The 14,115-nt window shown below is 67.2% G+C and carries 11 protein-coding genes and 1 riboswitch; of the genes, 3 read left to right on the top strand and 8 right to left on the bottom strand.

Going from position 1 to position 14,115, the window contains the following annotated elements; translation table 11 throughout:
- Positions 1-19 precede the first annotated feature (19 nt).
- The 4 genes from hrpB to ArtHe_RS05545 form a co-directional block, all read right to left on the bottom strand.
- Positions 20-2,665 (bottom strand): ATP-dependent helicase HrpB, encoded by a 2,646-nt coding sequence (gene hrpB, locus ArtHe_RS05560; protein ID WP_248319113.1) that lies wholly within the window; start codon positions 2,663-2,665, stop codon positions 20-22.
- Between the two features lie 61 nt (positions 2,666-2,726).
- Positions 2,727-3,386, bottom strand: coding sequence for an ABC transporter permease subunit (locus ArtHe_RS05555; RefSeq protein WP_066298143.1), 660 nt, complete (start codon positions 3,384-3,386; stop codon positions 2,727-2,729).
- Positions 3,387-4,415, bottom strand: a complete 1,029-nt coding sequence (locus tag ArtHe_RS05550) for a methionine ABC transporter ATP-binding protein (protein ID WP_248319112.1) — start codon at positions 4,413-4,415, stop codon at positions 3,387-3,389.
- Positions 4,416-4,496: 81 nt separating this feature from the next.
- Entirely contained in the window at positions 4,497-5,378 is an 882-nt protein-coding gene (locus ArtHe_RS05545) for a MetQ/NlpA family ABC transporter substrate-binding protein (protein ID WP_066298149.1), read from the bottom strand.
- Positions 5,379-5,458: 80 nt separating this feature from the next.
- Positions 5,459-5,576, bottom strand: a riboswitch (SAM riboswitch).
- A gap of 87 nt (positions 5,577-5,663) precedes the next feature.
- On the opposite strand from ArtHe_RS05545, the gene ArtHe_RS05540 reads away from it, so the two are divergent.
- Positions 5,664-6,758: a macrolide 2'-phosphotransferase gene (locus tag ArtHe_RS05540; RefSeq protein WP_248319111.1), complete on the top strand. Its 1,095-nt coding sequence runs from the start codon at positions 5,664-5,666 to the stop codon at positions 6,756-6,758.
- Positions 6,759-7,080: 322 nt separating this feature from the next.
- On the top strand, positions 7,081-7,953 hold the full coding sequence (locus ArtHe_RS05535; protein WP_248319110.1) for a pentapeptide repeat-containing protein: 873 nt from the start codon (positions 7,081-7,083) through the stop codon (positions 7,951-7,953).
- A 5-nt stretch (positions 7,954-7,958) separates the two neighbouring features.
- Here ArtHe_RS05535 and ArtHe_RS05530 read toward each other — a convergent pair whose 3' ends face one another.
- From ArtHe_RS05530 to ArtHe_RS05515, 4 genes are read right to left on the bottom strand one after another with little or no spacing between them, the layout of a single operon-like run.
- Entirely contained in the window at positions 7,959-9,395 is a 1,437-nt protein-coding gene (locus tag ArtHe_RS05530) for an LLM class flavin-dependent oxidoreductase (protein ID WP_248319109.1), read from the bottom strand.
- Positions 9,396-9,417: 22 nt separating this feature from the next.
- Positions 9,418-10,401, bottom strand: a complete 984-nt coding sequence (locus ArtHe_RS05525; protein ID WP_248319108.1) for a carbohydrate ABC transporter permease — start codon at positions 10,399-10,401, stop codon at positions 9,418-9,420.
- Complete coding sequence (locus ArtHe_RS05520) at positions 10,398-11,324, bottom strand: sugar ABC transporter permease (protein WP_248319107.1); 927 nt, start codon at positions 11,322-11,324, stop codon at positions 10,398-10,400. Before ArtHe_RS05520 ends, ArtHe_RS05525 begins: the two co-directional genes overlap by 4 nt.
- The gene (locus tag ArtHe_RS05515) at positions 11,317-12,651 is read right to left on the bottom strand and encodes a sugar ABC transporter substrate-binding protein (RefSeq protein WP_248319106.1); all 1,335 of its coding nucleotides are present in this window, start codon (positions 12,649-12,651) and stop codon (positions 11,317-11,319) included. The genes ArtHe_RS05520 and ArtHe_RS05515 overlap by 8 nt, the downstream gene beginning before the upstream one ends.
- 397 nt (positions 12,652-13,048) lie before the next feature.
- Between ArtHe_RS05515 and ArtHe_RS05510 the strand changes: the two genes are divergently transcribed.
- A complete protein-coding gene (locus tag ArtHe_RS05510) occupies positions 13,049-14,083 on the top strand; it encodes an aldo/keto reductase (protein ID WP_248319681.1) in 1,035 nt (344 codons plus the stop codon).
- Positions 14,084-14,115 lie beyond the last annotated feature (32 nt).

The raw sequence follows: 14,115 nt of genomic DNA, 5'->3' as shown, positions 1-14,115 counted from the left end.
AGCCACTTCCGGAGACGGGTCAGCCCGGCGCCCGGAACCCGCCCTGGGATCCGGCCTTGGTCCGTGCCGTTGCGGCGGCGGACCAGGGATCTTCCGGCCAGGGATGCTTCGGGTAACGCCCGCGCATCTCCGCACGCACCTGGTGGTAGGGACCAGCCCAGAAAGAGGCCAGGTCGTCGGTGACAGCCAGCGGCCGGCCAGCCGGGGAAAGCAGATGGAACAGTACCCTGACCCGGCCGCCGGCGAGGGTAGGCGACCCTGCCCAGCCGAAGCATTCCTGGAGTTTGACGGCCACCACCGGCCGCCCGCCGTCGTCGTCAGGTTCCGGGTAGGCAACCCGCACCCTGGAGCCGCTGGGCACCTGCAGCCGTTCCGGAGCCAGTTCATCCAGCCGCGCGGCCTCCGGCCAGGGCAGCAGCCGCCGCAGCGGCTCAGCCAGATCGATTCCGGCGGCGCGTTCTCCTGAGGCCAGCGCATCCAGCTCCGGTCCGAGCCATTCATCCAGGCGTTCCAGGAGCGCCGGTTCGGAGGCATCGGGCCACGGTGAGCCAAGTTCACGGTGCAGCAGGGCCAGCCGCCGGCGCAGGGTCTCTGCCGCCGGGGACCAGCCAATCAGTGCCAGGCCCTTGGCATCGAGCGCGGCTGCGACGGCGGCCCTGCCCTGGGCCGCCGTCGCGCGGACCGGTGTGGAAACCAATTCAATGGCGCCGAGCCGGCGCTCCCGCCGTGCGTTCACTCGCCCGCCGGCAAATTCAGCTAAGACACTCTCCGTGAGCAGATGCGCGGCCGCCGCCTCAGCCGTCCCTGCCTCCAGCGGTGCTGCTGCGCGGATGACGGCGCCGGTGCCCGCGGCTGCGCGGCCCTCGGCCCGGGTGACGTCGGCGACGGCAAGCCATTCGGAGCCCCGCAGCGGACTGTCCGGCGGCAGCCCGGCACGCGTTCCGGAGGCCAGGAGGTACTGCTCCCCCGGGCTCCCAGCCACCCGGCGCGCTACACGGGCGGGGAAAGCCAGTGCAATGATGAATCCGACTGCCTCGCCGGGTTCCAGCCGGTGGTCCAGCAAAACGCCCCCGCCCGCCGGCTCCACGGCAAACCGTTCGAGCCGCCGCGCCTCCCGGGACCAGGCCCGCGCCCCCGGATCCGCGCCGGAGCGGAGCCTGGCCAGTTGCCGGACCAGATCCGCCCCCGGAGCGCGGAGGTCTCCGGACACCATGGCGGCCACTTCGGCCGCGGCCCGGGCTCCGAGAACAGGGGCCCCGTCCACCAACGCACGGGCAAGCGGCGGATCAACCGGAATGCGGGCCAGGGCACGGCCGGACGCCGTGGCCCGGCCTTCCTCGTCAACGGCGCCGATCGCGCGGAGCTCAGCCTCGGCGTCGGCCATTGCAGCCGGCGGCGGCGGTTCGGGAAGGTTCAGTCCGCGCCCGCCGGGAGTCCCCCAGCAGGCCAGGAGCAGGGCTGCGGCGGTGAGGTCAGCCGTGGCGATTTCCGGCGTCTGCTGCGCCGGCGCTGCGGCATAAGCTGCCTCGGGATAGGCCCGGATCACGGTCCCCGGGCCCTGCCGGGCAGCCCGCCCGGCCCGCTGCTGCGCCGAGGCCCGCGAGCAGCTCACGGTCACCAAGCCAGACATTCCGCGGGCGGCGTCCCGCCGCGGTTCGCGGGAGAGTCCGGAGTCCACCACCAGGCGGACGCCCGGCACGGTCAGGGAAGACTCAGCGAGCGAGGTGGACACGATGATGCGCGGCCGGGCGCCTGCCGGCCGGCCCGAGACGGCGCGGTCCTGTTCCGCTGCCGGCACCTGCCCGTGCAGTTCCAGGACATCGACGGCTGCGCCGGCCGCCTGCCGCAGACTGGACGCGACAGCGGACACTTCGCGGGCACCCGGCACAAACACGAGGGCATCCGCCTGCGGGTCGGCCGCCAGCGCCCGGGCGTGCCCCGCCGCGGCGGTCCGCGCCAGTTCGCTGAGGTATGTCCGGGTCACGCCGCGCTCATCCAGCCGCCGGGCAGCCGGGGGTTCCCAGCGCACCTCGAGCGGGTAGAGCGCGGAGGGGCAGTCAATCACCGGGGCGGGCCCGTCCGGACCGCCGATCAGCGAGGCAAAGCGGGCGGCGTCCAGGGTCGCGGACATCGCGACGAGCACCAGGTCCTCCCGCAGCTGCCGCACCTCAGCCAGCAGGCCTACCAGCAGGTCGGTCTCCAGGCCCCGTTCATGGACCTCGTCAAGCACGACGGCGGCGGTGCCCTCCAATGCCGGATCAGCCAGCAGCCGGCGCAGCAGGATACCGGGAGTCACGAACTCCACGATGGTTCCCGGCCCGGTGTGGCGTTCGCCGCGCACGGTATAACCGGCAGCTTCGCCCACGCTGGAATTATCGAGCGCGGCCAGCCGGCGGGCGGCAGCCCGGGCGGCCACCCGGCGGGGCTGCGTGACAATGACCCTGCCTGGTCCGGCGCTGGTGAGGTTTGCCACCAGCGGCGGAACCAGGGTGGTTTTGCCGGTGCCGGGCGGTGCCTGCACAACGGCGGTGCGGCCGCCGTCAGCCGGATCCAGCGTCAGGGCGAGATCCGGAAGCGAGGCGGCAAACACCAGTCCCCGGCCGAGCCGGGACAGGTCGAAGGGTCCATCCGGGAGTGGACCGGTAGCCGGCCGTGGGGTGCTCACCCCACTATTCTCTCCTGCGCTTCCGCCCGGGGTGACGCCGGGGGGCGGCCCGTCCCGTGCGCTAGCGCCGCAGCGCCTTCCGCGCCGCCTGGTTACCCAGGAACTGCACCAGCTGGACCAGCACAATAATCACGGCAACGGCGGCCCAGGTCACCACAGGGTTGAACTGCCGGTAGCCGTACTGGATCGCAAAGGTGCCCAGGCCCCCGCCGCCCACGTAACCGGCCACCGCCGACATATCCACCAACGCCACGAAAACGAACGTGTAGCCCAGGATGAGCGGGCCCAGCGCCTCGGGAATCAGGATGGTCAGGATGATCCGGCGCCGCCCTGCCCCCACGGAGCGGGCTGCTTCGATGACCCCGGGCTGCACGGTCAGCAGGTTCTGCTCCACGATCCGGCTGATGCCAAACGCCGCCGCAAGGGACAGGGTGAAGATGATCGCGTTGTTGCCAATTCCGCTGCCCGTGATCGACCGGGCCAGTGGCTGGACCGCGGGCAGGAAGATGATGAAGGGAATGGGGCGGAAGACATTCACCAGCACGTTCAGGGTACCGAAGACCGCCCGGTTCGCCAGCAGCGCTCCGCTGCGGGTGGTGTAAAGGCCCAGGCCGATCAGCAGTCCGCCCACTCCGCCGAACAGCAGGCTCAGGCCCACTATGTAGAGGGTTTCTCCGACGGCCGTCCACAGCTGGGGCGTCAGGGGAATCAGTTCTTCCATTCAGCTCAGCTCCGTTACCTTGATGCCTGTGCCTACCGAGGCGAGTGCGCCGTCGATCGCCTGATCCGCTCCCTTGAGCGCCAGGGTGAGATGCCCGAAGGCCCTCCCCGAAATGTCATTGATGCCGCCGTAGATCAGTTCGAATCCCACACCGGCTGCGGCAAGTTCAAGGAAGACTCCCGCCTGCGCCTCGTCGCCGTCACGGAAGGACAAGGTGACAATCCGGCCCTCGTGGCGGGCCTTCAGCGAGGCAAGCTCATCCGGTGACGGAATGCCCCGGACCACGGTAGAGACAAATTTCTGCGAAGATTCGCGGCGCGGATTGGAGAAGACTTCAAACACTTCGCCCTGTTCCACAATCCGGCCGCCATCCATCACGGCTACCCGCGTGGCCAGGTTTTTGATCACATCCATCTCATGGGTGATCACCACAATGGTGATGCCCAGTTCCCGGTTGACGCGGCGCAGCAGGGCCAGCACCTCGTGGGTGGTTTCCGGGTCCAGTGCCGAGGTGGCCTCGTCTGCCAGCAGGATTTTGGGCGACGCGGCCAGCGCACGAGCTATGCCGACCCGCTGCTTCTGACCCCCGGAAAGCTGCTCGGGGTAGCTTGACGCCTTGTCCGAGAGCCCGACGAAGGCGAGCAGTTCCTCCACCCGCGCTGCGATTTCCGGCTTGCTCCGCCCGGCCACGCGGAGCGGGTAGGCGATGTTGTTGCGGACGGTCTTGGAGTTGAAGAGGTTGAACTGCTGGAAGATCATGCCGATGCCCAGGCGCAATGACTTCAGCTTCCGCTCGGGAACCCCGGAGACCTGCTGCCCATCCACGGTGATGCTGCCGGATGTGCTGGTTTCGAGGGCATTGATGAGCCGGACCAGGGTGGACTTACCCGCGCCGGAATAGCCGATGATGCCGAAGATCTCCCCGGCCTCAATCTCGAGGTTGATCTCCTTCAGCGCGGCCACGGCGGGTTCGCCCTTCCGGGCCGGCGGATAGGACTTGGAGACGTTCTGCAGTGAAATGAGGGCCATGAAGGTTCCTTGTTTTTCAGACGGGTGTCCCGGCCGGCAGCTGCTGCCGCCGGCCGGGACCCTTCGGTGATGCGGCCGGGGTTAGCCCAGGGCTTCGATGTCCTTCTGGACCTTTTCCAGCGACGTCTTCAGGTCCTCCACCGGAACTTTTAGGAACTTGGCGGTGTTGCCTGAGGCCTCCTGCACACCGTCCTGGACGGACTGGGTGTTCTGGTAGATCTCCACCAGCTTCACGTACGTCTCATTGTTTTCCTCGCCGGCGCGGGCCGCGAAGATGTTCACGTAGGGAATGGCCGCGGGATCCGCGGGGTCATCCTGCGCAATGGCATCCTCAAACTTCAGCCCGGCGTCTTCCACGAAGTCGTTGTTGATGATGGCTGCGGCAACGTCGGGCAGCGAGGTGGGTGTCAGCGACGCTTCCAGGGTGGTCACCTTGACCTTGGACTTTGCTGCATCGATGTCATCGAGGGTGGAGAACGCGCTGCCGCCGCCTTCCAGGGTCACCAGACCTGCGGACTGCAGCACCAGCAGGCCGCGGGACAGGTTGCTCTCATCATTGGGGATGGCCACGGTGGCGCCGTCGGGGATCTCTTCCACGGAGTCGTACTGCGTGGAGTAGAGGCCCAGCGGGTAGATGGCGGTGGAGCCGACAGGTGTCAGGTCGCTTCCGCTGGCAACGTTGTAGCGGGCCAGGTAGACGATGTGCTGGAACTGGTTCAGGTCCAGCTCACCCTCTGACAGCGCCGGGTTGGGCAGGGTGTACTCGCCGAAGTCGACGATTTCGACGTCGATACCCTCCGCCTTGGCTGCCTCGGTATAGGTGGCCCAGTACGGATCGCTGGCACCAACGACGCCGATTTTCACCGGCGCACCTTCGTCACCGGCCGCGGAACCGCAGGCAGCCATGCCGAGGGCAAGGAGGGGTGCTGCGGCAAGAGCCAGGATTTTCCTGCTGAGTTTCATGGTTCGGTTCTTCTCCTGAATGGGTCCGCGGCAAACCGCGGAAGGGTGGGGAGGCGCAGGCCGCTGTGAGGGCAATGCCGGCGCCGTACTTGCCCTGCGGAAGGTCTCCGCCAGGGCCGAATCTTCACCTGGAGCACCCCGCTACGACGAGAGGGTTGCTGTCCAGCCGGCCAGGGCCGTTGGCTGGAACTCTTGATTCCGGACCCACGCTAGGGGCGCCTTCAGCCCGGTCCAAATGTTGCGCCATGAGGCTTCGCGCCCCGTCGCGGAAGGTCATATTGCGCCATGTGCTGTCATACAGGGCAGCCCCGGTACTTCACTGCCGGCCAGCCCGTTGGTGAAGCACGGGCCGCGGGGTCGGTAGTCTGGGTGCTTCCTGCCGCGGAAATCAACGGCAGTGAACGTCCAGGAAGGCTGATCAATCCAAGATGGCTGATCAATCCAGGAAGGCTGATCATGGGCATGGTTGAGGATCTCGGCGCGGACGACGTTTGTGCCCTGGCGGCACGCCACGGTTTGCTGCTCGAACCGGGGAGCGTCCGCTTCAACGAAGCCGGCCTGGACTACCGGGTGGCGTTTGCTGCGGAAGTGCAAACCTCTGAGCGGGACAATGAACAAGTTCTTCAACGGTGGGTCCTGCGCGTGCCGCGCCGGGCGGACGTGGCGGCGAACCAGGACGAGGAACGGGCCATCCTGGACTTTGTCCGTCCGCGGCTTTCGGTGGCCGTCCCGGATTGGCAGATCCAGGCCGATGACCTGATTGCCTACCCGCTGCTGCCCGGCTCCCCCGGACTGACCGTGGGTCCGGAGAACCAGACGGACTGGCATTTCGACCCGTCCGGCAAGGCCTATCTGCAGTCTCTGGCGGAGCTGATCGCGTCCCTGCACGGCCTGGATGCCGGTGCCGCCGCCGCAGCTGGTATTCCGGCCGAAACGCCGCACGCTGTCCGCCGGCACTGGGCGGACGGGCTTCGCAGAGTGGAAAAGGAGTTCCGGATCGCGCCGGACCTGCTGGCGGGCTGGGAGCAGTGGCTCAGCGATGACCGGCTCTGGCCGGAGCGGACCGTCCTGACACACGGTGAACTGTATCCCGCCCACCTGCTGCTGGATGAGGCAGACCGCATCGTTTCCGTGCTGGACTGGACCACCGCCAAGGTCAGCGATCCTGCGCTCGAATTCATGTATATCCAGCTGATTTCGCCGGATTCGCTGGAGGAAACCGCCGCGCGCTATGAGGAGGCAACCGGAACTTCCGAGCCGCACCTGGTGGAGCGCTGCACCGCCCTCATTGCAGCCGGCCCGCTGAACCATGCGCTCTATGCCCTGACGACGGGGCTCCCCGAGCACCGGGACGCCGCCGCTGCCCAGCTGTTTCCCTGACCGGCTGTCCCTGCCCGGCTGTTTCCCTGCCCAGCAGTTCGCTGACCGGCTGTTCCCGAAACAGCTGCCGCCGGCGGCGCATCCTCCGGCGGTGCATCTTCGGCCAGGGCCGTCTGGCGGTCGGGTCCGGAGCGTGTGTATCCTGCCAGCAGTGCAAACTTCTTCTTTTTCGTGACGCAGAACTTTTTCTGCCATTCCGCCTTCACGCGGAACCGTGAAACTGCTCCCTGGCGGGCAGTGATTTCGTGCGCCCCGGTGCCGGGACCCTTCAAGGGTTCCGGCTGCCCAGGCCCACCACCGGAAACTTCACGGAAGAACAATCATGCCTGTCCCACAACCTCCCCAACGTCGATTCCTCCCCCTCACCCCGCTGCATGAGCGGGACGAGCTCCACCCGGACTGCTCCAAGTGTTATGCGCTGTGCTGCACGGCGTTCGGGTTCACGCGGTCAGCTGACTTCGCCGTCGACAAAGCCGCCGGAACCCCCTGCAGCAACCTGGACGGGGACTTTACCTGCACCATCCATGCCTCCCTTCGCCCGCGGGGTTTCACCGGCTGCACCGTGTTCGACTGCCATGGAGCCGGCCAAACGGTATCCCAGGGCTACTACCCCGCTGAGGACTGGCGCACCCATCCCGACCTGGCCCGGGAGATGTTCAGCGTTTTCGCCACCGCCCGGCAACTGCACGAGATGCTCTGGCACCTCGCCGAGGCTGCCGAGCGGGCCTTCGACCCGGACTCTGCGGGGCGGGCGGAGGAACTCCGCACGTTGATCGGCGGGGAGCTGGCCCAAGGCCCGCCAGCACTGCGCGCCCTGGATCTGCCCGCACTGCACGAACGGGTCCGGGCACTCCTGCTGGAGGTCAGCGCCGAGGTGCGTGCCGGCTACTTTGCCGAGGGCAGGCAGGAAACCGCGGCTGACCTGCTGCCCTCCGCGGACCTGATGGGCCGGGACCTGCGTGCGGCTTCCCTCTGCGGCGCGGACCTCCGCGGGACGTACCTGATCGGCGCGGACCTCCGCGGGGCCGATCTCGCCGGCACGGACCTGCTTGGCGCGGACCTGCGCAGCACCCGGCTGGAGGATGCCGATCTGTCCCGTGCCCTGTTCCTGACGCAGCAGCAGGTGAACGCCGCCCGCGGAAACAGCAACACGCTTCTGCCTCCGGCGCTCAGCCGCCCCAAGCACTGGCTCTGAGGACCTCAGCCGCCGGCGAGTATGGCGTCCGGGGTTTCGGTGGCCCGCGAGTCGGCGGCAGAGGGCAGTCCTGCGTAAGCGCCGCGGTAGCGTGCCGCCGGATGGGTGTCGGCAACCCTTGGTTTTCCGGCGCCGCCGACGTACTCCCGAAGGGTCGCGCCGTCGTAGCCGTCCCATACCCGGCCGCGCTTGCGGAGTTCAGGGACCACCAGGTCAACGAACTGTTCAAAGGACCCCGGCGTGACCGCATAGGCAAGGTTGATTCCGTCCAACCCGGCCTCGTCCACCCAGCGCTCCACTTCATCGGCCACGGTCTCGGCCGAACCGACCAGGACCGGTCCGATTCCGCCGATTCCCAGGTAGTCCGCGATGGCGTTCGGTGTCCAGGACCGGCTGGGATCGGCGGTGGTGAAGATGGACAGCGCAGAACGGGCGGCGTTGGTGTCCAGATACTTCAGCTCCTCCTCCGGGGCGTACCGGCTCAGGTCCAGGCCGGACCAGCCGCCGTAGAAGGTCATGGCGCCCTCGCGGGAGGAGTAGGACAGGTATTCCCGGTAGAGCTTTTCCGCAGCAGCGTCGGAATCCGCGACGACGGCGGTGACCAGGGCGTAGATCCTGGCTGCGTCCCTGGGCCGGCCGGCTGCCTCGAATTCGTCGCGGGTCGCGTCGGTGGTCCTGCGGGTCAGGTCCGGGCGGATCGAGTTCAGGAAGATCCCTTCGGCGTGCCGGGCACCGAAGCGGCGTCCGCGGGCTGAGGCACCGGCCTGGAAAATGGCCGGCGTCCGCTGCGGGGACGGTTCAGCGAGATGAATCCCCGGCACCTGGTAGTAGGCCCCGCTGTGGTTGATTGGATGGACCTTGGCGGGATCGGTGTAAACACCGCGCTCACGGTCCTTCAGCACCGCTCCCTCCTCCCAGGAGCCTTCCCACAGCTTGTACGTGACCTCCATAAACTCCTCCGCCAGGTCGTAGCGTTCATCATGGCCAAGCTGGCGTTCCAGGCCGAGGTTCCGGGCCGCGGATTCCAGGTAGCTGGTGACAACGTTCCAGCCGATCCGTCCGCCGGTGAGGTGGTCCAAGGTGGAGAATCTGCGGGCCAGGGCGTAGGGCTGCTCGTAGGTCAGGGCGCTGGTGACGGCGAATCCGAGGTTCCGGGTGACAGCGGCCATCGCAGAGATCTGCATAAACGGATCATTCAGCGGGACCTGGTCTGCGTCCAGCAGTGCCGGGGCCGAGGAATTCCGGTAGACGTCATAGATACCCAGGACGTCGGCCAGGAACAGTGCGTCAAAGGTGCCACGTTCCAGGGTTTTGGCCAGTCCGGTCCAGTAACCGAGGGTGTTGTAGCTGTCGGCCCGGTTCTCCGGATGCCGCCATAATCCGGGGCTTTGGTGGGTGGGCGTGGTCATATCAAAGGCATTGAGGCTGATCCGCTTACTCACGGCGCCTCCTTTCCGTAGCTGGTTATTTGCCGAAACCGCTGGTCAGGCCGTCAACCATCCAGCGCTGCAGCAGGGTGGCCAGGGCGAAGACCGGTAGGACGACGATGGCGCTCGCGGCCGCGATTTTTCCGAAATGCGGGGTGCGGTCCCCGTAGTAGAGGGACAGCACCACCGGTGCGGTCTGTGCGTCGGGACTCTGGGTGAGGAAGGTTGCGAGCAGGAACTCGTTGTAGTTGAGGATGGCGATGATGGTTCCGACGGCAATCAGGGCAGGCCACATCAGTGGGAGGAGCACCGCCGACAGCTGCCGCCAGGGACCGGCGCCGTCGATTGCGGCGGCTTCAAAGATTTCGCCGGGCAGCCGGCGCACGAATCCCTCCAGCAGCCAGACCGCAATGGGGAGGTTGATCAGGGCATACACCAGGGTGAGTCCCGGCAGCGTATCGTTCAGCCCCAGGATCCGCAGCAGCGTGAACAGCGGAATAACTGCGACGATCGGCGGCAGCAGCCAGGGGCTGGTCAGCACATTGGCCAAGGCTCTGCCTCCGCTTCCCTGCCGGACCATCGCCCAGGCCCCGGGCAGTCCAAAGGCGAGTGAGAGCAGCGCCCCGCCGAGTGCAGCGGTGCCGGAATTGGCGATGGAGCGGAGCAGGTCTGTTCCCTGGACGGCTTCCGCCCAGTTGGAGAACTGCGGATTCGTGCTGAACAGGATGCCGGAGACCGTCTCATCCCGTCCCATCAGGGAGACGGAGAGCAGATAGGCCAGGGGAACCAGCACCACTATCAGGGACAGGACAACAACCGCCGCGGCCCAGGCCGGTCTGCGGACCGCCCGCCCGGCCCGGCGGTTCCGGGCCGGTTGGCGCCGGCGGCCCGGAACCGCACGCGGCTCTCTCCGGCAACGGGCGGCGGTGGCCGCCGCCCGGCTGCCGGTGCCGGCGGCAGGGGCTGCTGCCCCGGCTGCCGGTGGTGCTTCAACCAGGTTTCGAGCCGGGGCTCCGCTCATGCTGCAGCCTCCTCACGGCGGCGCCGGCTGGCGGTCAGTGCTGCCAGCGGCAGGGTCAGGGCCGCCACCAGGAGCGCCAGCAGTACGGTGATCGCGGAGGCCCGCCCAACGTCGAACTCCTTCAGCGCTGCCTGATGGATCAAGGCGGACACCGTGGTGGTGGACTGCCCGGGACCGCCGGACGTCATCACATGGATGAGGTCGAAGACTTTCAGGGCGAGCACCAGGCGGATGAACGCGGCGGCGGCCACCGTCCCGGCGATGGCAGGCCAGGTGACGGAGGCGAAGAGCCGGCGCCCGTGGGCGCCGTCGAGCCTGGCCGCCTCGATGACGGAATGGTCCTGGCCCAGCAGTGCTGCGAACACCAGTAGGAACACCAGGGGTGTCCACTCCCAGATATCCGCCAGCATTACTGCACCCAGGGCGAACCTGCTGTCCGAAAGCGGCGCGGGGATACTGATCCCCGCGAACCCCAGGAGCGTGGCCAGCAGGCCGCCGGCCGGATTGAAAATCAGTTTCCACAGGGTTCCAACGACCACCGGCGGAACAATCAGCGGCAGCAGGAGGAGCGTCCGCACCAGTGACCCGGAGCGGGCAGCCTGATAAACCGCAGTGGCCGTGAGTACCCCCAGCACCACACTGGCGGCAGTTACGCCGATCGAGTATCCGGCGGTGCGCCAAAGACTTGCGACGACGTCTCCGTCGCCCAGCACAGTGGCGAAGTTGGCGGTTCCCGTGAATTCCTTGAACGGCTTACCGAGCGAGGACTCCGTGAGCGCCGCCGCCAGGATAAACAGCAGCGGGAACACGCCGAGCACCAGCAAAGCAAGCACCGTGGGCGAGATGAAGATCCGTCCCGCCCGGGTGTCTGCCCGGCTGCGCGGGCGCGGCGAAACTGCCCCTGGCAGGCCTTGGTCAGCCAAGGATCTGCTCCCACTCGGCCTGGACGCGGTCCAGGGTCTCCTGCGCTGTACCGCCCTGGCCCGCCAGGAGCTTGGCCAGTTCATCGGTCAGGATCTGGGCCGCCTGATTGGCGTTTTTCCCGGTGGGCCAGGCGAGGGTCCCGGAGAGGGTGGTCCGGTTGACGTCCTGCAGTTTCGGGTAGGCGCTGCCGTAGCTTTCGCTCTCAAGCGAAGACTGGCGGTTGGGGTCGATCCCGGTGGGCGGATCAGCCGTGAGCAGCGCTTCATTAACTTCCGAGGACGAAGCCCAGGCGATGAACTCCCGGGCGAGGTCCTCCTTCTCCGTGTTTTCGGCAATCACCCAGGTGAATCCCGCCACGAGGGAGGCTCTCGCTTCAGTCTGCGCCCCGCCCAGGGGCAGCGTGGCGACGCCCCACTTGCCCGCCACCTTGGAGTCCTCGTTGAGTTCGGAACCCACGCCCAGATCGGTCCAGTTCTCAATGAATCCAACCTTGCCGTCGAACCAGGCGCCGTTGCCGACACCGAAGTCCGTTTCCGCGGCGGTGGGATAGGCGTACTTCGCCGACTCCACCAGGTTTTCCGCCGCGGCCACGGCAGCAGGTGTGTTAATGGTCGGCTTCCCGTTGCCGTCGACGAACGAACCGCCGAAACCAGCCAACCGGTTGGCGTAGGAGGCTCCGAGGATCAGGGGGGATTTCTGGCCAAAGACCGCCGCGCCATAGGTCCCCGCCGCGCCTTCGTTTTCGGTGATCGTGCGCGACTGCTCCAGGTACTCGTCCCAGGTGGCAGGCGGGGTATCGAACCCGTTCCGGGCAAGGACCTCGGTGTTGTAGAAGAGAACGTGGGTATCGCCGTCGAAGGGCAGCCCGTAACGCCGGTCATCAACCAGCGTGTACGGATCGTAAATCGAGGGAATGAAATCTTCGGTGTCCAGCTCTGCCCCCTCGATCCACTCCGTGAGGTCCTTGATGGACTCGTCCGCGGCCAGATCGCCGATCGAGACGTACCACGGTGCGGCGACATCGAATTGGTTCGCCCCGGACTGCTGGTCAAGGGCCAGCGTGGAACCGATTTCGTCATAGGGAACGATCGTCGGGTTAATTTTGGCGCCCGTCTTCTTCTCGAATTCATCGCTCAGCCATTCCGAGGCCCCCTCGTGGGAGGTGATCAGCAGGACGTTCAGCTCCTGGCCCTCAAAGGAACCTGCCCCATCCTGTCCTGCTGCCGGCGCTCCGGAGCAGGAAGCCAGGGCCAGGGCCAGGACACCCAAAGCGGTGCCGGTACGGAGAAAACTGCCAAAAACGGGGGCATAGCGGCTGCTTGCCATGAACGGGTCCTTCCGGGAGTGGGAAAACTGCGTCCGCAGCCGGAGTTTGGCTCGGCGGTACGGGTAACAGTAAGGACCAGCGGCGGCCGGCCGGCAACTGTCCTGTCACGGCAGGTATCGCTTCGAAATGTGGTGCGAAACTTCGTCACGGACCGTCGCATTGGGCCGCGGAAAAGCCCGGATACGTCGCCGTATTTCATCAAGATGAGCCCGGATGACGCTGTGTTCCGCCGCTTCCAGAGCGCCGCTGCGCCAGGGCTAACATGGCCGGAAATGTTCGCTCACCACCGGAGGTTCCACCGTGCCAAGCCCCCTGTCCATCACGCTGTCCGCCGGTTCCCCCGCCGGAAAGCCAACGGGCCAGGCCACCGGTGCCACCGGCGTCGTTCCCGCTCCGGTGCCCGGCTCCCAGCCCCCGTATGCGGCAGCGGCCGGGCGTTACGGTTCCACCGGCTACCGGAGGGTGGGGCGGTCGGGGCTGCTGCTGCCGCCGATCAGCCTGGGCCTGTGGTGGAACTTCGGGGACAACCGGCCCTTCGCCACGCAGCGCGGCATCCTCCGCCATGCTTTCGACCGCGGCATCACCCACTTTGATCTGGCGAACAACTACGGTCCGCCGTACGGTTCGGCGGAAGAGAACTTTGGCCGGATGCTCCGGACCGACTTCCGCCCCTACCGGGACGAACTGATCGTGTCCTCCAAAGCCGGGTGGGATATGTGGCCGGGGCCGTACGGCATCAATGGGTCCCGCAAGCACCTGATTGCTTCTGCCGAAGCCTCACTGACCCGCCTGGGACTGGACTACGTGGACATCTTCTATTCGCACCGGGTGGACGCGGATACTCCGGTTGAGGAAACTGTGGGCGCCCTGGATTCGCTGGTCCGGCAGGGCAAAGCGCTCTATGTGGGGCTCTCCTCCTACTCGGCCGAGCGGACCCGGGCAGCGGTGGCCGCGGCCAGGGACCTGGGCACTCCCCTGGTGATCCACCAGCCGGCCTATTCGCTGTTCAACCGGTGGGTTGAGGAGGAGCTGCTGGACACCCTGGATGAGCTTGGCCTGGGCTCAATCGCCTTTACCCCATTGGCCCAGGGCCTGCTGACCGGCAAGTATCTCGGCGGCAGCGCCGAGCCCTCCGGGGGCCGGACGTCCCTCCAGGATCACCTCACCGAAGACAACCTCGCCAAGGCGCGGGCGCTGAATGAACTTGCCGGTGAACGCGGCCAGACGCTCGCCCAGCTTGCCATCGCGTGGCTTCTGCGGGAGGGAGGTGCCACGTCCGTGCTCCTCGGTGCCTCCTCCACCGCCCAGGTGGATGAGAACCTCGGTGCCTTGGCCAACACGGACTTCCGGCCGTGGGAACTGGAGCGGATCGATGAGATCACCCGCGGCGGCACCAACGTCGATATTTGGAAGGTATCCGCCGGGCTGTGACCGCGGTGCTGCCGGAGTACAGCTGTTCCCGG

The sequence above is a fragment of the Arthrobacter sp. Helios genome, from assembly GCF_023167125.1.
Lineage (GTDB): Bacteria > Actinomycetota > Actinomycetes > Actinomycetales > Micrococcaceae > Arthrobacter_B > Arthrobacter_B luteolus.
Note: the sequence above shows the minus strand (reverse complement) of the source record. Positions and strands in the feature narration are given on the sequence as shown.